The following is an 18,187-nucleotide window of genomic DNA, read 5'->3' as shown; positions in this document are numbered from 1 at the left end:
GTTTGCAAACGTTCGGGGAGGAATTGGATTATGACGAAGACTTCTGGGAGAATTGGCAATCCGTTGACCGTGATTGGTTTGTTCGCTGGCCTTGCTGAGGTGGCGATGCTGTCAGCGCTTGCTATTGTTGACGAGAGTTTGCAGCCGATTTTCATTCTGTTTGTCATCGGCTTTCCTATTTTGCTCGTCGTCCTGTTTTTTTTGACGCTGAATTTCAACCCTAAGGTGCTCTACGCCCCTAGCGATTATGAGGACGAACGGCTTTTTGTAAAAACGTTGAATCGGATTAAAGTGGATCCTTACGCGAATGAAAAACAAGGAGCTGATGAGGAAAAAATTGAGTCATTCCATAATCAAACATTTACAAATAAGGTCATCAACATCGACAACAAGGAATTTCGTAGCTGTCATTTTGATAAATGTACGTTAGTGTATAAAGGTGAGGGCTACTTCCACATGGAGGACTGCAGCTTCCATCATGTTTCCTGGAATTTTGAAAAAAATGCAGCGCAGGTCATTAACTTTTTATCGACTATGTACATGGAGTACGGTGACACTGGCAAGGAAATTGTGGAGGTCACGTTTAGCAATATTAAGAACGGACTGTATCACAGCATTGCCAAAAGCGAACGCGGGAAAAAATAAAGCTGCATCCTCATTTCCACTGGAGCATTCGTGAATGCTGCACAGGTTATAACACCGCAAACGCTAGATTGGTGCTAGCGTTTGCGGTGCGGGGTGTGGGTCTATGAGTTGTTTATCAATCGTAGCCGCCAGTGGCTTCTGGTAGTGCACGGTACTCTTCTTTTGTAAAAATAATGTCTAGAATGATATATTCCATTGTGTCTTCCCATTTATTGAGGGCTCTCGATGTGCAAGATGTGTCCCACTCTAAATTGTACTGCTCACCATCTACGGTCATGGTGAGTTCGTATCGGTTATACGGGTCCATGCATGGGGAGCCACTTTCTTCTTCTGGCAAGCTTAGAACGTCCACACTTCTAAATTTTTCGTAAATTGCCTCCATTTCTTCATTGGAAAGTTCCATGTCTGTTGTTGCGGTTCCATCTTGGATTAAATCTTTGGTGAACGTGTTGTCATACGTATTTAACTCATTTGCTGCTGTTATCCCATATTTTAAGGAAAAGGCAAAGTCATCCGGTTTTTCTTTAGGAAAGACATTTGCTGTTGAATTACACGCGCTGAGAAGGATCAACGTTGTAAAAACAAATAACAGTTTTCGCATATTATTCCCCTTTCGATTCCTGTTTCTATAGTAGTCGTTAATTCTGGTTCAAAGGTTTCACTTCTTTTCTTAGAGTAGACTCCCCATGCAAGTGGAGATTTGCACCATGGGGGATGAAAATTTTCTATCTAGCGGCTTCATTCTTACCGTATTTTTGTTTTTCCATCATTTGCGGTAACAATGGCGACCTTCTATACGCCTGCAAATCTCCTTTTCCCTTTTGCAAGCTTATTGGCGACCTTCTATACGCCTGCAAATCTCCTTTTTTCCTTTTGCAGGCTTATTGGATCGCTTCTATACGCCTGCAAATCTCCTTTTCCCTTTTGCAGGCTTATTGGCGACCTTCTATACGCCTGCAAATCTCTTTTTTCCTTTTGCAGGCTTATTGGATCGCTTCTATACGCCTTGCAAATCTCCTTTTCCCTTTTGCAGGCTTATTGGATCGCTTCTATACGCCTGCAAATCTCCTTTTCCCTTTTGCAGGCTTATTGGATCGCTTCTATACGCCTGCAAATCTCCTTTTCCCTTTTGCAGGCTTATTGGCGACCTTCTATATTCCTGCAAACCTTCTTTTTCCGATTTGCGGGCTTATTGGATCGCTTCTATACGCCTGCAAATCTCCTTTTCCCTTTTGCAGGCTTATTGGCGACCTTCTATATTCCTGCAAACCTTCTTTTTCCGATTTGCAGGCTTATTGGCGACCTTCTATATTACCGCAAACCTTCCTTTTCCCTTTTGCAGGCTTATTGGCGACCTTCTATCGTATTTTCAGGGTAGACCGCCTATGTAAGAAAAACTTTCACCATGGAGGATGAAAATAATTATTTTTGTCGATACTTCATTTTGCTTTCATACCGTGTATTTTCAGGGTAGACTTTATTATTAAATTAGTAGTTTCCGGATGAGGATTGTTGCTGAAGGGGTGGGTGACGGGAGATAGAGTATGGGTCTCTATCTTCCCTTTTGTGGCTGTGTCTATGTTTACACAAATGGTTATTGGGGTTGGGTTTCGAGCTTTTGTACGAATTTGTAGTAGCCGAGGATGGTGAGGAAGAGGATTGGGTCGAATAGGATGGAGTAGGTGAATTTCCACCAGCCGTAGTGGAAGTAGCCCCATGGGTGTGGGAGGAGGGCGATTAGTTCGTAGATGAGGATGGCTAGGACCCAGATGGTGATGTATTGGATGTGTTTGGTGATGGGTTGTTTGAGTGGGTACCAGTTTAGGAACATCATGTTGACTGGGGCGATGAGTAGTGTGTTTGGGAGTAGGCCTGCCCAGTCGATGTTTTTGGTGAAGTACCAGTAGCCGTGATATTTGTAGTCGACGATGATGTCGAAGGTTTGGATAAGTGCGATGGTGAACATCCAGATGTGTAGGATTTGGTTGCCTGTTAGGCGTTTGTTTGTTTTGAAGGCGATGGTGTTGAATATTATGATTGCTAGTATGAGTCCGATCATTGTCATTTTCCTTTTTTGTTTAAGGTGCCCGGGGTTGAGTGGGATTATGTATGGTGAGATTTTTGGGTCTATGAGCCGGTTTTGGTGTTCTATGATCGGATTTGGGGATTTGGGGATTTGGGGATGGATTTTAGGTCTATGAGCAAGAGTCGAAGTTCTATGATCGGGTTTGGTTTTTGGCAGGAACATTGGGGGCTTCTTATGTTACTGCAAACCTGCTTTTCTGTGTTTGTAGGTTTTTGTTTCTATGGCTTTCTGCGGCTCTAGGTTCCTGCTTAAAATTAGCAAATTTGGACTTTACCCTTTTGAAGGGACATTGATTGCTTCTATTTTACTGCAAACCTGCTTTTTCCCTTTTGCAGGCTTATTGGCTACCCTCTATCTTCCTGCAAATCTTCTTTTTCCCGTTTGCAGGCTCATTGGCGGGCTTCTATCTTCCTGCAAATCCTCTTTTACCCTTTTGCAGGCTTATTGGACGCCTTCTATCTTCCTGCAAACCTGCTCTTTCCCTTTTGCAGGCTTATTGGCTATGCATTTGCTGATTCTAAGGCTTGCTATAGCTCTAGGTTCCTGCTTAAACTTAGCAAATATTGTTTTGTTGACTTCCTTTTTAATAAAAACCACGTCTACCTTACCTCAAATACCATTTTCACCGTTTGCGGGAATATTGGTGGCTTCTTTATACTGCACTATGAGCAAGAGTGGGAGTTCTATGAGCAAATTTTCAAAATCCATGATCAGTTTTTCCACTTTCTATGAGCATTTCCATTTTCTGTGATCCTGTTTCCTCGTTCTATGAGCAGGTTTCCGCTTTCTATGAGCAAACAAACTACCCCATCATTGACAGAGTCCTCCCCTCCCCACTAAACGGATGCGCTATTTTAAGATATCTATTGGTACGTTTAGTAGGTTCCATAATATGATGCTGCAGATAATTGTAAGGGCCCAGGCTATGATTGGGCGGTGATGATGGATTTTTATAATAACAAATAACATAATGTCGAATACGAAAGACCACAATAAGTTCCAGCCGTTGTGATGCTCGATTAGACCCATTTTTAGATCAAACATCTCTAATCCGATGTAAATGATGACCCAAAGTGAAATCCAGGCAGTTCCCTTAGCCATACCTTTTGGAAATTTTCCGAGGAAAATGAGCACTGTTGCCGGGTATCGCAACAGCATAAACGAAAAAACTAAAAATGTATCATACTTTAATAAAGGGATTCTTTCGTCGAACTCCCATAGTGTGTAATCGTAAAAGATGTAATTGTACGCTAGGTCTCCGAGGATGAAGAATAGTATTGTTGGATAATATTTCTGCCAATTTCTCCAATCTCCCCACTTCCATGCTGCTAGTACAAACAATAGTTTTATTGATAAGTGGATCATGATGTCCGCCCTTTTTCTTTACGACTTTAATGTGATTTAAGCTTTATAAATGTATTTTCTCTAAATTTCTTTTACATAACATATCCTATTTTTTAACAAATATTTATGCTTTTTGTTGGTGATGGTCTTCGGTAGTTTTGCCACTTTCTTCGATCCATTTCTTAAATATGTTACCTAAGATAAGCGTTACTATATGAATAAATGTTAATGGGTACATGGATTTTGCTCTTATTACTCCTAATCTAAATAGAATTCTATCCACTCCTAATACTGCTATCATCCATAAAACCCTTGCCCACTGACTGCACTTTATTATGGTCCATGTTCGAATAAAGGCAAGAATGCTAACATATGTTGGGATAATTTTTATTTGTTTTTTCATGGAGTAACCGAATCGTATTTTTCCTAGAACCTCTAATATAAAAATTCCATTGATACATATGAAGTGGAAAATATTATATAAGGATATAATTTTAATAGGTGGATTATCGCTTTTTAACAGCTGCCACCATTTATCGGTGATGAAAAAATATACTGGGATTAGAAGAAATGTATATGTTTTTTTCCACCACTTACGTTTGTAAATTCCTAAAAATTCAAATATGCTTTCTACGGCAACAAAATAAAGGGTAAAAAGCCATTTCACTTTCCATCCTAGCTGAAAGGCTGTAATAAATAGTGCTGTGAACGGAACATAAATCGCTTGGGACAGAGTAGCCCCCAATACACTATCTAGGTGCTTGTTTCTTAAAAATTTCGGTCTATACGTATACCCTCGGAAAAATGAAAGTACAAAATAGTCAAAAATAAAAGCCATACCCATAATGGAGAAGAGTAACACAGATAGTGATTTTCTATCCTTCTTTTTATAGAAAGTGAAAATGAGCATTGCGGAGTGGAAGATAAACAAAATGATATACGGATATTTGTTCCATTTTTTTCTACGAATAAACATAAAAAAACCCCTATTCCGTAAATGGATTAGGGTTAGTATTCGTCAATATAGGGCATTTCATTAAATTTTTTTTGACAGTATTGCGTTCTGGACCGGAAAGCTTATTTCCCAATTAAATGAGTAATAGTGAACGTGCTAATTCGTCTCGCTTTTTATTTTTTCACTAATGAGATCCTTGATGTAATCATAGTCGATGGACTGTGCTTTGTCGGTGTAGAAAAAACCTTTGTATCTGATTGTATCGTTCGAATTAATGATAAAATCTTTCAGTCGCTTCCTTTTTTGGTTGTAAATGGTCGTTCGGAAACTATAGCCCATGTAGCCGAAGGAGGATTTCCCCTTTTGAAAGGTTACGGCATTTAAGTTCGTTATGATGTGATCGATCTGGTCTTCATCAGTAATCTCAATATCGTAGCCAGTATTTCCGTCAAAAATTGTTATTTTAGATACTTTATTAGGCTCCATGCTCACGACACTGTGAGGAATATATGTCATGGCAAACGCCAGTAGGAGTACGATTGGAATAAATATAAAAATTCGCTTTTTAGCTTTATCGTTCATTTTGGTTAATAGGAAGAAGGTAATAAAAATTGCAATGACTAATAGAAAAATAACTGGTAAAAATAATTCGATGTTCATCTTACATCTCTCTTTTCTGTTTTATTTTACCCCTCTTTTTAACACCCCTAGATTTCCGAAAAAAATTTTATTAGTTTCAAAGAAAGGTTAAAAGACAAAACAAGCCTATCATGGTGCCATATCTTATTGGAATTGTCTTTTCTTTCTTTTTGAAATTACCTTTTTTAATATCAATGGTTAGGACGACGAGGAAACCAATTATTAATGAAAACGTGAGGATATCTGTTTGTGAAAAAAGCTGAAACATTATTCCAGTAAATAAGACGATGGTTACTAAGAAGGCAATAATTCCTGGAATGTACTCTACTTTGAATTCTAGTTTTTTCATTTTTCTCCTCCATGAGTTTTGTGAAGGTTTATATTCCATTCCGGTGAAAAATTAATAGATGCTGCGACTCTTGGTTTAAACGATCGTTTAATCGGTCTAACATTATTATGGATTAGTAGGTCAGCTGGACAGGAGGCTGTTTTGTATTGGAAATACGATATTTTGTCATTCTATTCCATGCCATTGATTTACAATTCTATATTGCGATCATTCATTCCTTCTTTTCTAATGTTGGAAATTGAAAGTTTTGCTACGCAAAACCAGCAAATATTGTTTTTTTCTCATGGTCCAGAACACCTACAACAACTATTGAGCTTCGGAAAGGAGAAAAAATATGTTTTGTGGGGGCTCATTTAGTTTTCTATCTTACTGCAAATGGGCTTTTGCAACGTTTGTAGGCTTATTGGCTGCACTCTATATGCCTGCAATTCGCCTTTTCTCCTTTTGCAGGCTTATTGGCTACCTTCTATATGCCTGCAAATGGGCTTTAGCAACGTTTGCAGGCTTATTGGCACCCTTCTATATGCCTGCAAACCTCCTTTTTCCGTTTGCAGGCTTATTGGCTGCACTCTATATGCCTGCAAACCTCCTTTTTCCTTTTGCAGGCTTATTGGCTATGCATTTGCTGATTCTAAGGCTTTCTGAGGCTCTAGGTTCCTGCTTAAACCTAGCAAATATTGTCTTGTTGACTTCCTTGTTAATAAAAACCACTTCTCCCTTACCGCAAATCCCCTTCTCCCCTATTTGCAGGAACACTGGCACCACATTTATTCCCACAAATCCTAATTTGCTGGCAATTCGGCAATTCCAGAAAGATCAAGGAAGGACTTCCTCATCGATCACCGATCCACACCAATTTTTACAGAACGATCGATTAGCATTTGGTAGCCATAAATGATAAAGGAAAAAGCAAAGTATGTTAGGAATACGAGATGATTGTTGAAGTTCTTTAGCTTGTATACGTTATACTTTTGCATGATCGTACTTAATGGGTAGGCTAGCAGCAAATTCATGAACGAATTAATCCCAATATAACGAATGAATTTTCCATAGGTCAGATGAAAGATCCAGAGTGTTCCGGCAAAAAATGGTCCGAAAACAAAGCTAAAATCATTCCATACTCTTTCCCAGAGGCCACCTTTTATTGACCAAAATTTGTAAGGAATAGCCAATGCACAGACGAATAAGACAAGTGTTGATGTAAAAATAGAAACAGGTAAATATTTTTTTAGTGATGTTTTAGGCAAAAAAATCAGTGAGATTATAGAGATCGTAAAAAAGCATAGTCGTACAATAGCTGGAATCTTCATTCATAACAGGCTCCTTTTTCTTTTTATTATTCGTTGGTAAATAAAAATGTATCCAATATAATTTTCAACTAAATTTGTTCGAAATTCCTCCAAACTCTAAGACAAAACCACAGGAACTATGTATTAGAAGCATTGTATAAATATGCACCTTTCGTTTAAGGCACTATATCATTTTGAATACAATTTTATTTTTGGTAGATATTATTATCATTAAGATACTAGGACTAGGAGAGGATACCCTATGCCGGAAATGAAAGATATCCGTTTGACAGCTTCTGAACTAGCCGTTGTTTGGAGTAGCTATCAAAACAACAGTATGTCTATTTGCGTATTGAACCAATTTTTACAACATGTAGAGGATCAAGATATTAAAGAAATATTAAAGTTAGCACTTACTATATCCGAACAAAGTTTGCAAAAATCAATTACTATTTTAAAAAATGATGGTCAGCCTTTACCAGTTGGATTTATGGGAGAAGATGTTAGTGGTAATGCTCCCCGCTTGTATTCCGATGCCTTTTATTTGTATTACCTAAAGAATATGGCGAAGGTAGGGTTATCGGTGTATGGAGTAGCATTGGCAACCTCTGCCCAGGGTCATGTTCGGGATTTTTTAAGTAAAGCTATTCAAGATTCATTGGACCTTTATAATAAAACTGCAGATGTATTGTTAAGCAAGGGGTTGTTCATTAGACCACCGTATGTTTCAACATCCAATAATGTAGATTTTATTGACGACAAAAGCTATTTAGGTGGGATTCTCAATTTAGGGAATAATAATAGACCGTTGAATGTGGTAGAGATAACACATATTGGGTCAAATGTGGAGGCAAATGCCATTGGAAGTGCCTTACTTACAGGGTTTGCACAAGTGGCACAATCTAAAAAGGTTCGAGAGTACTGTACTACTGGAAAAGAGATTGCGAAAAAGCATATTCGAGTCTTTTCTAAAATGTTAACGGATGATGATATTCCATCCCCGATGCCGTGGGACCTTCAAGTGACCGATTCTACTGAATACACTTTTTCAGATAAATTAATCATGTTCCATTCTGCTTTAATTATTTCATCGAGCATTTCGAACTATGCTACTGCTTCTGCAGTTAGTTTAAGATCAGATATTATTGCGAACTATGTTCGTCTATCTGCTGAATCTGCCCAGTTTGGAAAGGACGGAGCTGATATCATGGTCAAAAATAAGTGGATTGAGCAGCCGCCGCAAATTCCGAACCATAAGAAACTCGCGAAGGAAGATTAGAGAAAGGACGCCATTCCTCTGAACGTGTGTTTTTGGTCTTTGGTCTTTGGTCTTTGGTATATGCTCTGTGATCTTTGGACACTGACGCACTTCAAACATTCATGCTCATCCTCCATCTTCCTTCACATGTTATGTTATGGGTGGTGAATCTCTAGCTTGTGCCAAATCGCCTTCCAGTTTTTTTTATGAATCCGTTGTTCATATATTTCTGTCCGTTCTGTGGTTTCTGTAAAAAATGTTGTTGGCTTTACTTGTAGTTGAATGGCGTCTTCTATTCCACAAGGCGCTGCTAAAATGACCTCCCCTTCCTCATTAAGCTTTGCGCCAAGAGCCGTTGCTGTCTCTGGAAATTTAGACATGGCATCAACGGAGTCTTTGTAAGGAGGGAGGTTATTTCTTTTGTGCATTCGCGCTTGATTTTTTACAGACCAAGGGGTTTCAGGGAGGATAGAACATAGCTTAGCTTCCAACTCCTTTTCATGTTGTTCGTCTATATTTTCAGGATCAAAATAGATGACATCGACGTCTGGTAAGGGAGTGCGAGTTGGAAAACCGTGCAACGTGTCCCAAATTTTTGAACGGACGAAACCAGCACATACCCACCAATCGGGAAGGTTTAGTGTCTTAGCAGCACGGAGAATCTCCATCATCTCTTCGTCTTCCTCTATAATTTCAATGACGTCTTTTTCGTTTTTTAGCATCAATTAAATCCCCTCCCTCTATCTAATATTCATTCTATCATTACTTTAATAGTTGCAAAAAACTTTAGTGATAGGTACTTCATATGACTGTTAATCTTCTTTAGCAATACGTTTCTAATTTTCACCAAACCATTAAGATAGATTTCTGAAGCATATCCCCAACTGATCACAAACATTAATCCGAATTTCCCGCAATATAAAGGCTTCATTAGGCTTTCATACATATCCGCAAATAATTAAAGACATACTAACTATTATCTTGTTTTAGGAGGATAGGATGGCGATGAAATGGCTCAATTTCTTTCATAGAAAAGGAACTACAACAGATGATACTCGTGTACCTGTTCATGCTGGATCAATGTCCAATGAAAAAACGAATTATATTGGTCTTGAGCAGGGCATTACTTACATAAAAGATTCCTTTTCAACTACAGACGATTTAATCATCAATAACAAGCTTTTTCATGAAAAAAAGCTTGTCACGATTTACCTTGATCCCTATTTAGATAAAGATCTCTATCAGAAAGCTATTTCTCTCCTTTCCCATGATAACGAAGCTGCGATGACGGACCAGCTAAAAAAGAGTTTTGATGTTTGTCCCACATTAGATTATGCTATTCAGAAACTATTGGATGGAAAATGCGTCATTCTTTATGAAGGGGTACCACAGCTATTTGTTGTGAATGTTCGTTCTTCTTTTCATCGAGGTGTTGATGAACCTATTAATGAACGGATTGTTATTGGGCAGCATGAAGGTTTCGTGGAAAGCTTAAAGGTGAACCAGCAATTACTTCGGAAGAGAATAATCCATACTGATTTGATTATTAAAAATATGACTATTGGGACAAAAACGAATACGTCTGTTTCTATTATTTATGTGGAGGGTCTGGCCGACTCCAAAGTCGTGAAGAAAATATGGAATGAACTAGATTCTCTTTCTATTAGTAGTGTGGAAAGTAGTGGCGCTGTCATGCAGTTGATAGAGGAGCATAGTTTTTCCCCATTTCCACAAATGTTGAATACAGAACGACCCGATCGGGCTGCTGCAAATTTAATGGAAGGTCGAATTGTTTTAATGTTTGATGGTTCTCCTAGTGTCTTAATTCTGCCCGTGTCATTGTTCACCTTTTTTCAGTCTCCGGATGATTATAATACACGATGGATAATGGGGTCCTTTTATCGTGCAATTCGACTTGCTAGTTTCTTTATTGCCGTTACATTCCCAGCTTTCTATATTGCCGTAGTATCCTTTCATCCCGAGGTTATTCCATCGGGCTTAATATTAATTGTAAAGCAGGCTGTAGATGATATTCCTTATCCTCATATTGTTGAGGCATTTATTATGGAAATGACGCTTGAGTTATTGCGAGAAGCTAGTATCCGACTACCTAATCCTATTGGCCAGACGATTGGTATTGTTGGCGGGTTGGTCATTGGAGACGCTATTGTAAGAGCTGGACTCGTTTCCAATATTATGATCATTATTGTTGCCATTACTGCCATCTCTTCATTTGTTGTTCCTTCCCATGAGATGAGCTCGTCCATCCGGTTGCTTCGATTTCCCATGATGTTTTCCGCTGCCATCTTTGGGTTTGTAGGGATCGTTTATTTTTACTTACTCTTAATCATCCATTTATGTCGATTAGAATCCTTTGGAACTTCCTATTTGTCCCCTCTTGTTCCATTAAAATTAGAAAAGCTAAAGGATTCCTTTATTCGATTCCCTACGTGGTCCCTTAAAAACTTCCGTCGTCCTGGGAATAAAAAACGTAAATCAGCTTTTAAGGAGTGGGATGATTTTGCGTAAAAATCAAGCTATCGTTCCCCCTTATCAGCTTTTCACATTCATGGTCGTGACGCAAATGGGTGCAAGAGGACTGTCACTTCCATTCAATGTGTTTACCGTTTCAGGAAGTGATGGATGGATTTCTGTTATACTTTCTGGACTGTTTATTCAATCGAATATTTTCCTATTATGGTTTATTTGTCGAAAGTACCCTACAAACACTTTGTTTGAAATTACGAAAAAATTGTTAGGAAAAATAGTAGGTAATTTCCTAAACACTTCCTATATTGCTTTTTTTATTACTACCGCAATTACAACGTTAGTTATTTACACTAGTTTATTGAAAGAGTGGATTCTTCCATATACGCCTAATTGGATCCTACTCCTTTTGTTTATATTTATCTGTTCCTACCTTGTGAGAGGTGGGATAAAATCTATTGCTAGCTTATATTCAATCTTGTTTCCACTAAATATCCTTATGGTCATTTTTCTAGCTATAGCTCATAAAAATGCCCATTATTTATTTGTCTTACCTATTGGAAACGAAGGATTAGAGGCCATTGTTCTTGGTGCAAAAGAAGGTATTTACGCTATGACAGGGTATGAATTACTGATCGTTATTTACCCTTTTATCCAAGGACAAGCAAAGGATAAGCTAAAAATGATGACACTATCTAACATATTCGTAACTACCGTCTATACCTTTGTCACGTTTACGAGTATCGTCTATTTCAGTCCACAGGAATTTCTGTTAGTACCAGAGCCAGTCCTTTATATGATAAAAGAGTTTACATTTATTATGATTGAACGAGTTGATTTGTTTTTCTTATGCTTTGTTATCTTTTTTGTTGGGGCAACTTACAGTAGCTATCTTTACGCATCTTCCATTGGGTTAGCATCGTTAATGAATACCAAAAAAATAGAGTGGATCATCCCCCTCGTTGCAGCTACTACAGTTGTTGTAGGTTCTATTCCAAAAAATGACCAATCCATTCAAGAGTGGGTAAAACTATTTAGTAATATTTCTTTTCTTTTTATCTTCGTCTTCCCTGTCATTCTTTTCATGTTCTCATTTTTTAGAAAAAATCATGCTGGAGGATAGCCATGCGACGGAATCGAATCCCATGTTTGTTCATTTGTATTATTGTTTTTTGTACAGGGTGCTGGGATCAGACATTTCTCAAGGATCAATCACTCATCACGGCAATTGGCTTTGACAAGAGTGAGGAAAATGGTCAGTTACTAATGTCCGTTGCCATTCCTATTATTGATAAAGAGAAAATAAATGAGCTTGTCTATTCACATGTGGGGACTTCTGCTAGAAATGCGAGAAGAAGCATTGAACGTTCCACTCAAAAAACGTTAGACCCTTCTAGAAATAGGGTGATTATTTTGAGTGAGGACCTGGCAAAACAAGATATATATTCTTTGTTGGATAAATTTTATCGTGACCCGCGAAGCTCACTTATTGCGAAAATCGCTGTTTCTGAAGGAAACGTAAATGAATTATTAACTATTCCTTTGACTAACCAACCGGAAATTAGTCAATTTATTACTGAGTTAATAGAAGGTGTGGAAAGAGAGTCTCTTGCACCCGTGCAGAATCTCCAGATTATTTGTCCACTTATGTTTGATCCTGGTCACGATTTTTCCGTTCCCTTATTGAGGCCAGGTAAAAACACCATTGACTCTGCTGGACTAGCATTGTTTGACGGTACCAAAATGACAGGAAAACTAGATTCAAACGAAGCAATGGTTTATTTAATGCTAGCAGATGAATTAGGAAAAATAACATCCATCACCCAGAAGGTCCACGACGAGAAAACCCCTGACCAAAACAATTACATTACCTTTCGAATCAATGAGCTTTCAAGAAAGCTACATGTTGAACCAAAGGATAATGGTGAAGTAGCTACAACGTTGGATCTACATGTGAAAATAGCCGTATCGGAATATCCTGTGGATGAACTTCAGGAGGAGGAAAAAATTGATGAATTAACATCTACAATCTCAGAAAACCTAACCACCTATTCAGAAAACATTTTAGATAAAATCCAAGCTGCAAACTTTGACGGACTTGGTATTGGTCGCCACGTTTATGCCCATCACCAAGACTTTTGGAAAAACTATAAATGGAAGGAAATTTATCAAAACGTTCAATTTACCGTTAACATGGAAGTGGAAATTGTTGAATTTGGGATTATTAATTGATTGCGTACTAGCTCGTTCATTGATTGCAAATTTGCTTGCGAATTACTTTGCACTGTACTTTCCATGGAATGGATGGGGAAATGATCATAGACATGGGGAAGTTGCTCATAGAACAGCGAAACTTGCTCATAGAACTGCGGAAGCCGATCATAGAATGGGGAAATGCTCATAGAACAGCGAAACTTGCTCATAGGATGCCGTCTAGACGACTGCAATGCTATGAAATCATGTAATGCTCGGTATAAAACTAGCTAATTTTATTCCCAAAATGGAAGGATACATAAATACGGTGAGAAAGGCTATACACAGTTGGAAAGTTCACGAATAAAATGTAAGATAGAAGTGCTTTTTTTGTTGGTTTGATGGTTATTTCTGTGGTGTACGTATGTAGCTTCTTTTTGCACAAAAATCTTGCGTTAGTTAAGGACTGGGAAGGATGTCTAATGAGCTTCAGCAGTTAATTGGGCAATGGGTTGCTTTGATTGGGGTGATCGTTGCTGCAATTGGACATACAAAAAGGTTAACGAATAATGAGGAATTGAATACGGAGCTTCGTTTGATTGGACGAGGAATTCAAGGGTCTGGGAATGCTCTCCAAGCGTTAGGGGAAACGGAAGAACCCTTCGTTGAGATCGGGAACTGGATTCAAGCAACTGGTGCTGGAACTACGTCCTATGCTGCTTTTAAGCGGTTAATTGGTGAAGAGCTGGAGAGCTTCAATAATGAATTCCTAGGGTCTACTTTACAAGCTCTTGGTGCCAATGTTTCCGCTATCGGCAAGGAAAACAAGGGTAGTCATCCTGTTCGAATTTCAGGAAATATTATTCAGTCCCTTGGGAACATTCTACAGTCAATTGGTGTTGTCTTTATTTTGGCCACCAAAAAGGAAAAGGGCGAAGTGCTTCGCGTTATTGGACCGTGGATCCAGGTGTTCGGTATTGCATTGCAGTCCATTGGGGCAACGATTGATTATGAGAAAGAGATGGAAAATAGTTAATAGGATGATTGGTTTTCGTCATGGATCTAGTTAGTTGAATGATAGCTTTTCGTTATGGATCTAGTTAGTAGGATGATAGCTTTTCGCTATGGATCTAGTTAGTAGGATGATAATTTGTCGGAAGTATTTCTAGTAGGGTAATAATTTTTCGGAAGTATTCTTAGGATGATACTTTTCGTGAGTGTTCCAGTTAGTAGGATGATAGAATTATATAGTTTCCGATAAAAAGGATGGTGTAGACGGCCGCTACTAGGCTGATAATGCTGATGGAAAAGGTTCGTAGTTGTCCTTTCTCCCCTACTAATGCTGTTATGAGGGAAATGGCGAGACCAGTAAATAAGATGATGGTGCCTGATTGTCCGTGAACATCTACGAAACCGAGAACGATGATGGTTAGCATGATGGAAGTGAGGGATGCTTTGGATAGGTAGTTTTTCATCATTTTATCCTCCTATCTTAGAAAAACTTGGCTTGAGGCCGTAGGCGAAAGTCAAGTTTTTCGTTTGTTTTGTTCGTGGTATAGGTGCAGGTTGCTGTATTTGAAAGGCTGTTGTTCACTTGTCAGCTTGGTTTGGTGCAGGGGGCTTTTGTTTACCCGCTACTGTTGTGTCTTCTGATTTATTTACATAATAGTAGATTAGTAGGGCTATGCCGAGAATCAGGAAGGCTGGGGCGAAGATGTTGTCGGTGAAGGTGTTGATTTCTGGTAGGGGGATTTCGCCTGTTCGGCCTCCTGCGTGCCAGCCGGCTATAAAGGTGTTGCTTGCGATCATGGATGCGGCTCTTTCGATGGTGTAGATGATGGCGGATAGGATGATGAGGATGGTGCCTGTGATTTTATAATAGTTCATGTTGGTTGCTCCTTTTTTGGTAGATATTAGGTGTGATGCTGTTGTTAATTTTTACCATTATCCTGTAGAGGCAGAGGAAGTGAGTTAATATAGGGATTTGGGCGGTGTTGGTTTTGCTGGTAGGGTTGATGCTAGGATGAAGTATGGGATGAATAGTCCTGGTGTTAGGAGGAATATGAGTCTGACGCTTAATGATGAGATGCCGAAGAATTCTGCGATTCCGCCGCAGACGCCGAATAGAGATTTGTCTGTTGCTGATTTTTCTAGTTTCATTGTGGTGGAACTCCTTTCGTTTGGGTTTTGTTTGGGTAAAAATAGGGTGTAACTGTTGTGCTTATTAAGATGACATGAGCATGATGATGATTGGTGTGACTAATAGAACAGCGATGCAGCTCATGAGTACTTGGGTTACTTTTTTCGGGAGTTTTTGTCGTTCTGCTCCTTTGTACCAGCCGCTGAATTGGAGTTTATTTCTGTATAGGATGAAAATGATGATTAATACGGCTGGAAATCCGATCATGCCGTATGTTTCTGTGTTGACGCCTATGAATGCGTAGGTTCGTTGTACGATGGTTCCTAGTAAGGCTGAGACTATGAAGATAATGAGTAGGACACGAATATATTCCAATATTGGTCTCATTTTGTTTTCACCTCGTTTTTTGTTCATTATGTAATTTAATGTTGCGTTGTGTTGCATGATAAGTGATAGTGACTTTATTGTTACTAAAATAAACAAGCAAATTAGCTCTTTTTGTTTTGATGGTAAGTGAATTCTAGGGAGATATGAAAATAGCAGTCAGGGTGGTGTCGGTGTCTGGGCGTGTTAGGGCGATTCTATGGGACTGTAAATTGATTTTTGGCTTTTTACGGGTTCTGGCGGCTGCTTTCTTACTGCATTTTATTTCTTCAGACTTTGCGGGTTCATTGGCAGGAACGCTAGCCGGCTACCGCGTTACCGCATATCTTCTTTTTCCCTTTTGCAGGAACGCTGGCCGGCTACCGCGTTACCGCAATCCTTCTTTTTCCTTTTTGCAGGAACACTGGCCGGCTACCGCGTTACCGCAAACCTCTTTTTCTCTTTTGCAGGCTCATTGGCGGACTCCCGCGTTACCGCAAACCTGCTTTTTTCCTTTTGCAGGCTCAGTGGCGGTTGCTTAACGTCCACAATTGCTATTATTGCAGCTTTCCAAACGCCAAAACGTCGTCCGGATTTGTAAAAATGCTCAATCCCAACGTTCCAGAGCTTTTGAAGCCTGCTTAAACCTAGCAAATTAATTCTTTCCCCTTTTAAGGAATATAAAAGACTACTATATTACCGCAAACCTGCTTTTTCCCTTTGCAGGCTCATTAGCGGGCTCCCCCGTTACCGCAAACCTGCTTTTTCCCTTTTGCAGGAACGCTGGCGGGCTCCCGTGTTACCGCAAACCTTCTTTTTCCCTTTGCAGGCTCACTGGCGGACTCCCGTGTTACCGCAAATCTTCTTTTTCCTTTTGCAGGCTTATTGGCGGACTCCCGCGTTACCGCAAATCTTCTTTTTCCTTTTGCAGGAACGCTGGCGGGCTCCCGCGTTACCGCAAACCTGCTTTTTTCCTTTTGCAGGCTCAGTGGCGGTTGCTTAACGTCCACAATTGCTATTATTGCAGCTTTCCGAACGCCAAAACGTCGTCCGGATTTGTAAAAATGCTCAATCCCAACGTTCCAGAGCTTTTGAAGCCTGCTTAAACCTAGCAAATTAATTCTTTCCCCTTTTAAGGAATATAAAAGACTACTATATTACCGCAAACCTGCTTTTTCCTTTTGCAGGCTCATTGGCGGGCTCCCGCGTTACCGCAAATCTTCTTTTTCCTTTTGCAGGAACGCTGGCGGACTCCCGTGTTACCGCAAATCTTCTTTTTCCTTTTGCAGGAACGCTGGCAGACTCCTGCGCTACCACAACCTTCTTTTTCCCTTTGCAGGCTCATTGGCGGGCTCCCGCGTTACCGCAAATCTTCTTTTTCCTTTTGCAGGCTCATTGGCGGACTCCCGCGTTACCGCAAATCTTCTTTTTCCTTTTGCAGGAACGCTGGCGGGCTCCCGTGTTACCGCAAACCTTCTTTTTCCCTTTTGCAGGCTCACTGGCGACCTCCCGCGTTACCGCAAACCTGCTTTTTTCCTTTTGCAGGCTCAGTGGCGGTTGCTTAACGTCCACAATTGCTATTATTGCAGCTTTCCGAACGTCTAGACAGCGTCCGATTTTGTAAGAAATGATCATTTCCAATTTTCCAGAGCTTTTGAAGCCTGCTTAAACCTGGCAAATAATTTCTTTCTCACCTTCCAGGGTTTTGAGATTGGCACCTTCTATTAATGCCACAATCCCCTACTTGGTGATGATACAATTTATTTGTTTTTAGTCCGGTGATTGACAAAAATGAGTAGTGCTAGCATGATTATGATGAAAATGAAGCTTGCAACGCCTATGTTTAGTAGCATGTTCGTTCTCCTTACTGTTAAGGTTCTTATTCTTATGACTAATTTCCTTCTTCTATTGTTCTAATTATCCTTAATTTTTCTTCGATCGTTTCTTCTTCCTTTATTTTAACTTCTCGATAGCACCACTCTACCATAATCAGCAACGCTAATGTATCACTATAGTTATAATCTTGCTTCCTTCTGTTTTCAACATAGCTTTTATTTTTCCCCATACGAATATGGTTATATATGTTAAAATATGATTTGAAGCAAGTGACAATTCATCAGTTCAGTAGACTACAATAATATATCTAATCCTACCAATGGAGGAAAGGAGACACATGATGTTTGTTCTAGCAATCGTTGGATCTTTTATTTTGCATGCCTTATTTTTTCTAGTATTAATCTTATTTGGTTCTCATAAAACAAAAGTGGGCGTGCCTAGCCTGGAAAAGGCATATGAAGAAGGAGAGGCACTACCAAACCGTGTGGAGCACGGAAAGAAAGTTTCACCGTTATTTCTCCCCGTATCCTTTTTAGCAGTCGCATGCCTTCTTTATCTCATTTTGTCTTTAATTTAAACTACCGTGGTTGTTTTTTGCCGAAA

Annotated in this window: 27 protein-coding genes; 11 read left to right on the top strand and 16 right to left on the bottom strand. The window is 39.4% G+C overall.

The window, feature by feature from the left end; genetic code table 11:
- The first annotated feature begins 30 nt into the window (after positions 1 to 30).
- Entirely contained in the window at positions 31 to 645 is a 615-nt protein-coding gene (locus tag QA612_RS17550) for a hypothetical protein (RefSeq protein WP_278285124.1), read from the top strand.
- A gap of 115 nt (positions 646 to 760) precedes the next feature.
- Here the strand turns inward: QA612_RS17550 and QA612_RS17545 are convergent, their stop codons facing one another.
- Positions 761 to 1,246 (bottom strand): lipoprotein, encoded by a 486-nt coding sequence (locus QA612_RS17545; protein ID WP_278285123.1) that lies wholly within the window; start codon positions 1,244 to 1,246, stop codon positions 761 to 763.
- Between the two features lie 113 nt (positions 1,247 to 1,359).
- Between QA612_RS17545 and QA612_RS17540 the strand changes: the two genes are divergently transcribed.
- The gene (locus QA612_RS17540; RefSeq protein ID WP_278285122.1) at positions 1,360 to 2,061 is read left to right on the top strand and encodes a hypothetical protein; all 702 of its coding nucleotides are present in this window, start codon (positions 1,360 to 1,362) and stop codon (positions 2,059 to 2,061) included.
- A gap of 178 nt (positions 2,062 to 2,239) precedes the next feature.
- On the opposite strand, the gene QA612_RS17535 is transcribed toward QA612_RS17540, so the two are convergent.
- Positions 2,240 to 2,893, bottom strand: coding sequence for a hypothetical protein (locus QA612_RS17535; RefSeq protein ID WP_347568881.1), 654 nt, complete (start codon positions 2,891 to 2,893; stop codon positions 2,240 to 2,242).
- A gap of 131 nt (positions 2,894 to 3,024) precedes the next feature.
- On the opposite strand from QA612_RS17535, the gene QA612_RS17530 reads away from it, so the two are divergent.
- A complete protein-coding gene (locus tag QA612_RS17530; RefSeq protein WP_278285121.1) occupies positions 3,025 to 3,246 on the top strand; it encodes a hypothetical protein in 222 nt (73 codons plus the stop codon).
- Positions 3,247 to 3,580: 334 nt separating this feature from the next.
- On the opposite strand, the gene QA612_RS17525 is transcribed toward QA612_RS17530, so the two are convergent.
- The 4 genes from QA612_RS17525 to QA612_RS17510 form a co-directional block, all read right to left on the bottom strand.
- Positions 3,581 to 4,096: a CBO0543 family protein gene (locus tag QA612_RS17525; RefSeq protein WP_278285120.1), complete on the bottom strand. Its 516-nt coding sequence runs from the start codon at positions 4,094 to 4,096 to the stop codon at positions 3,581 to 3,583.
- Between the two features lie 103 nt (positions 4,097 to 4,199).
- Complete coding sequence (locus tag QA612_RS17520) at positions 4,200 to 5,051, bottom strand: hypothetical protein (RefSeq protein ID WP_278285119.1); 852 nt, start codon at positions 5,049 to 5,051, stop codon at positions 4,200 to 4,202.
- Positions 5,052 to 5,186: 135 nt separating this feature from the next.
- Entirely contained in the window at positions 5,187 to 5,690 is a 504-nt protein-coding gene (locus QA612_RS17515; protein WP_278285118.1) for a hypothetical protein, read from the bottom strand.
- Positions 5,691 to 5,766: 76 nt separating this feature from the next.
- Positions 5,767 to 6,018: a hypothetical protein gene (locus QA612_RS17510; RefSeq protein WP_278285117.1), complete on the bottom strand. Its 252-nt coding sequence runs from the start codon at positions 6,016 to 6,018 to the stop codon at positions 5,767 to 5,769.
- Between the two features lie 334 nt (positions 6,019 to 6,352).
- Between QA612_RS17510 and QA612_RS17505 the strand changes: the two genes are divergently transcribed.
- Positions 6,353 to 6,916: a hypothetical protein gene (locus QA612_RS17505; RefSeq protein WP_278285116.1), complete on the top strand. Its 564-nt coding sequence runs from the start codon at positions 6,353 to 6,355 to the stop codon at positions 6,914 to 6,916.
- On the opposite strand, the gene QA612_RS17500 is transcribed toward QA612_RS17505, so the two are convergent.
- On the bottom strand, positions 6,858 to 7,328 hold the full coding sequence (locus QA612_RS17500) for a hypothetical protein (RefSeq protein ID WP_278285115.1): 471 nt from the start codon (positions 7,326 to 7,328) through the stop codon (positions 6,858 to 6,860). The two genes, QA612_RS17505 and QA612_RS17500, sit on opposite strands and share 59 nt — an antisense overlap.
- A 241-nt stretch (positions 7,329 to 7,569) precedes the next feature.
- On the opposite strand from QA612_RS17500, the gene QA612_RS17495 reads away from it, so the two are divergent.
- Positions 7,570 to 8,586: a DUF3231 family protein gene (locus QA612_RS17495; RefSeq protein ID WP_278285114.1), complete on the top strand. Its 1,017-nt coding sequence runs from the start codon at positions 7,570 to 7,572 to the stop codon at positions 8,584 to 8,586.
- 134 nt (positions 8,587 to 8,720) lie between these two features.
- Here QA612_RS17495 and QA612_RS17490 read toward each other — a convergent pair whose 3' ends face one another.
- The gene (locus QA612_RS17490; protein ID WP_278285175.1) at positions 8,721 to 9,287 is read right to left on the bottom strand and encodes a nucleotidyltransferase family protein; all 567 of its coding nucleotides are present in this window, start codon (positions 9,285 to 9,287) and stop codon (positions 8,721 to 8,723) included.
- 277 nt (positions 9,288 to 9,564) lie between these two features.
- Between QA612_RS17490 and QA612_RS17485 the strand changes: the two genes are divergently transcribed.
- The 4 genes from QA612_RS17485 (at position 9,565) to QA612_RS17470 (ending at position 14,281) form a co-directional block, all read left to right on the top strand.
- A complete protein-coding gene (locus QA612_RS17485) occupies positions 9,565 to 11,094 on the top strand; it encodes a spore germination protein (RefSeq protein ID WP_278285113.1) in 1,530 nt (509 codons plus the stop codon).
- On the top strand, positions 11,087 to 12,175 hold the full coding sequence (locus QA612_RS17480) for a GerAB/ArcD/ProY family transporter (RefSeq protein ID WP_278285112.1): 1,089 nt from the start codon (positions 11,087 to 11,089) through the stop codon (positions 12,173 to 12,175). Before QA612_RS17485 ends, QA612_RS17480 begins: the two co-directional genes overlap by 8 nt.
- Before the next feature lie 2 nt (positions 12,176 to 12,177).
- Entirely contained in the window at positions 12,178 to 13,284 is a 1,107-nt protein-coding gene (locus QA612_RS17475; RefSeq protein WP_278285111.1) for a Ger(x)C family spore germination protein, read from the top strand.
- A gap of 436 nt (positions 13,285 to 13,720) precedes the next feature.
- Positions 13,721 to 14,281 carry a DUF6944 family repetitive protein gene (locus tag QA612_RS17470; RefSeq protein ID WP_278285110.1) on the top strand — a complete coding sequence of 187 codons (561 nt, stop codon included), beginning with the start codon at positions 13,721 to 13,723 and terminating at the stop codon, positions 14,279 to 14,281.
- 190 nt (positions 14,282 to 14,471) lie between these two features.
- Here QA612_RS17470 and QA612_RS17465 read toward each other — a convergent pair whose 3' ends face one another.
- The 4 genes from QA612_RS17465 to QA612_RS17450 all read right to left on the bottom strand — a co-directional run bounded on the left by QA612_RS17465 (position 14,472) and on the right by QA612_RS17450 (position 15,772).
- Positions 14,472 to 14,720, bottom strand: coding sequence for a hypothetical protein (locus QA612_RS17465; protein ID WP_278285109.1), 249 nt, complete (start codon positions 14,718 to 14,720; stop codon positions 14,472 to 14,474).
- Positions 14,721 to 14,835: 115 nt separating this feature from the next.
- Positions 14,836 to 15,132 (bottom strand): hypothetical protein, encoded by a 297-nt coding sequence (locus tag QA612_RS17460; RefSeq protein WP_278285108.1) that lies wholly within the window; start codon positions 15,130 to 15,132, stop codon positions 14,836 to 14,838.
- Between the two features lie 84 nt (positions 15,133 to 15,216).
- Positions 15,217 to 15,405, bottom strand: coding sequence for a PspC domain-containing protein (locus QA612_RS17455; protein ID WP_278285107.1), 189 nt, complete (start codon positions 15,403 to 15,405; stop codon positions 15,217 to 15,219).
- A 64-nt stretch (positions 15,406 to 15,469) separates the two neighbouring features.
- Positions 15,470 to 15,772 (bottom strand): hypothetical protein, encoded by a 303-nt coding sequence (locus QA612_RS17450; RefSeq protein ID WP_278285106.1) that lies wholly within the window; start codon positions 15,770 to 15,772, stop codon positions 15,470 to 15,472.
- Positions 15,773 to 15,915: 143 nt separating this feature from the next.
- Here QA612_RS17450 and QA612_RS17445 point away from each other — a divergent pair, with 143 nt between their 5' ends.
- A complete protein-coding gene (locus QA612_RS17445) occupies positions 15,916 to 16,290 on the top strand; it encodes a hypothetical protein (protein WP_278285105.1) in 375 nt (124 codons plus the stop codon).
- 189 nt (positions 16,291 to 16,479) lie between these two features.
- Here QA612_RS17445 and QA612_RS17440 read toward each other — a convergent pair whose 3' ends face one another.
- The 4 genes from QA612_RS17440 to QA612_RS17425 all read right to left on the bottom strand — a co-directional run bounded on the left by QA612_RS17440 (position 16,480) and on the right by QA612_RS17425 (position 17,813).
- Positions 16,480 to 16,863, bottom strand: a complete 384-nt coding sequence (locus tag QA612_RS17440; RefSeq protein ID WP_278285104.1) for a hypothetical protein — start codon at positions 16,861 to 16,863, stop codon at positions 16,480 to 16,482.
- A 37-nt stretch (positions 16,864 to 16,900) separates the two neighbouring features.
- On the bottom strand, positions 16,901 to 17,065 hold the full coding sequence (locus QA612_RS17435) for a hypothetical protein (protein ID WP_278285103.1): 165 nt from the start codon (positions 17,063 to 17,065) through the stop codon (positions 16,901 to 16,903).
- Positions 17,059 to 17,247 carry a hypothetical protein gene (locus QA612_RS17430; RefSeq protein ID WP_278285102.1) on the bottom strand — a complete coding sequence of 63 codons (189 nt, stop codon included), beginning with the start codon at positions 17,245 to 17,247 and terminating at the stop codon, positions 17,059 to 17,061. Before QA612_RS17430 ends, QA612_RS17435 begins: the two co-directional genes overlap by 7 nt.
- A gap of 392 nt (positions 17,248 to 17,639) precedes the next feature.
- Positions 17,640 to 17,813 carry a hypothetical protein gene (locus tag QA612_RS17425; protein ID WP_278285101.1) on the bottom strand — a complete coding sequence of 58 codons (174 nt, stop codon included), beginning with the start codon at positions 17,811 to 17,813 and terminating at the stop codon, positions 17,640 to 17,642.
- A 108-nt stretch (positions 17,814 to 17,921) separates the two neighbouring features.
- Here QA612_RS17425 and QA612_RS17420 point away from each other — a divergent pair, with 108 nt between their 5' ends.
- Positions 17,922 to 18,161 carry a hypothetical protein gene (locus QA612_RS17420; RefSeq protein WP_278285100.1) on the top strand — a complete coding sequence of 80 codons (240 nt, stop codon included), beginning with the start codon at positions 17,922 to 17,924 and terminating at the stop codon, positions 18,159 to 18,161.
- The last annotated feature ends 26 nt before the right edge of the window (positions 18,162 to 18,187 follow it).

Source organism: Evansella sp. AB-P1 (genome assembly GCF_029688925.1).
Lineage (GTDB): Bacteria > Bacillota > Bacilli > Bacillales > Salisediminibacteriaceae > Evansella.
Note: the sequence above shows the minus strand (reverse complement) of the source record. Positions and strands in the feature narration are given on the sequence as shown.

Coding starts and splice junctions, on each gene's coding strand:
- QA612_RS17550 (WP_278285124.1), top strand. CDS start 31: ATGACGAAGACTTCTGGGAGAATTGGCAATCCGTTGACCGTGATTGGT.
- QA612_RS17545 (WP_278285123.1), bottom strand. CDS start 1,246: ATGCGAAAACTGTTATTTGTTTTTACAACGTTGATCCTTCTCAGCGCG.
- QA612_RS17540 (WP_278285122.1), top strand. CDS start 1,360: ATGAAAATTTTCTATCTAGCGGCTTCATTCTTACCGTATTTTTGTTTT.
- QA612_RS17535 (WP_347568881.1), bottom strand. CDS start 2,893: ATGTTCCTGCCAAAAACCAAACCCGATCATAGAACTTCGACTCTTGCT.
- QA612_RS17525 (WP_278285120.1), bottom strand. CDS start 4,096: ATGATCCACTTATCAATAAAACTATTGTTTGTACTAGCAGCATGGAAG.
- QA612_RS17520 (WP_278285119.1), bottom strand. CDS start 5,051: ATGTTTATTCGTAGAAAAAAATGGAACAAATATCCGTATATCATTTTG.
- QA612_RS17515 (WP_278285118.1), bottom strand. CDS start 5,690: ATGAACATCGAATTATTTTTACCAGTTATTTTTCTATTAGTCATTGCA.
- QA612_RS17510 (WP_278285117.1), bottom strand. CDS start 6,018: ATGAAAAAACTAGAATTCAAAGTAGAGTACATTCCAGGAATTATTGCC.
- QA612_RS17505 (WP_278285116.1), top strand. CDS start 6,353: ATGTTTTGTGGGGGCTCATTTAGTTTTCTATCTTACTGCAAATGGGCT.
- QA612_RS17500 (WP_278285115.1), bottom strand. CDS start 7,328: ATGAAGATTCCAGCTATTGTACGACTATGCTTTTTTACGATCTCTATA.
- QA612_RS17495 (WP_278285114.1), top strand. CDS start 7,570: ATGCCGGAAATGAAAGATATCCGTTTGACAGCTTCTGAACTAGCCGTT.
- QA612_RS17490 (WP_278285175.1), bottom strand. CDS start 9,287: ATGCTAAAAAACGAAAAAGACGTCATTGAAATTATAGAGGAAGACGAA.
- QA612_RS17485 (WP_278285113.1), top strand. CDS start 9,565: ATGGCGATGAAATGGCTCAATTTCTTTCATAGAAAAGGAACTACAACA.
- QA612_RS17475 (WP_278285111.1), top strand. CDS start 12,178: ATGCGACGGAATCGAATCCCATGTTTGTTCATTTGTATTATTGTTTTT.
- QA612_RS17470 (WP_278285110.1), top strand. CDS start 13,721: ATGTCTAATGAGCTTCAGCAGTTAATTGGGCAATGGGTTGCTTTGATT.
- QA612_RS17465 (WP_278285109.1), bottom strand. CDS start 14,720: ATGAAAAACTACCTATCCAAAGCATCCCTCACTTCCATCATGCTAACC.
- QA612_RS17460 (WP_278285108.1), bottom strand. CDS start 15,132: ATGAACTATTATAAAATCACAGGCACCATCCTCATCATCCTATCCGCC.
- QA612_RS17455 (WP_278285107.1), bottom strand. CDS start 15,405: ATGAAACTAGAAAAATCAGCAACAGACAAATCTCTATTCGGCGTCTGC.
- QA612_RS17450 (WP_278285106.1), bottom strand. CDS start 15,772: ATGAGACCAATATTGGAATATATTCGTGTCCTACTCATTATCTTCATA.
- QA612_RS17445 (WP_278285105.1), top strand. CDS start 15,916: ATGAAAATAGCAGTCAGGGTGGTGTCGGTGTCTGGGCGTGTTAGGGCG.
- QA612_RS17425 (WP_278285101.1), bottom strand. CDS start 17,813: ATGGGGAAAAATAAAAGCTATGTTGAAAACAGAAGGAAGCAAGATTAT.
- QA612_RS17420 (WP_278285100.1), top strand. CDS start 17,922: ATGATGTTTGTTCTAGCAATCGTTGGATCTTTTATTTTGCATGCCTTA.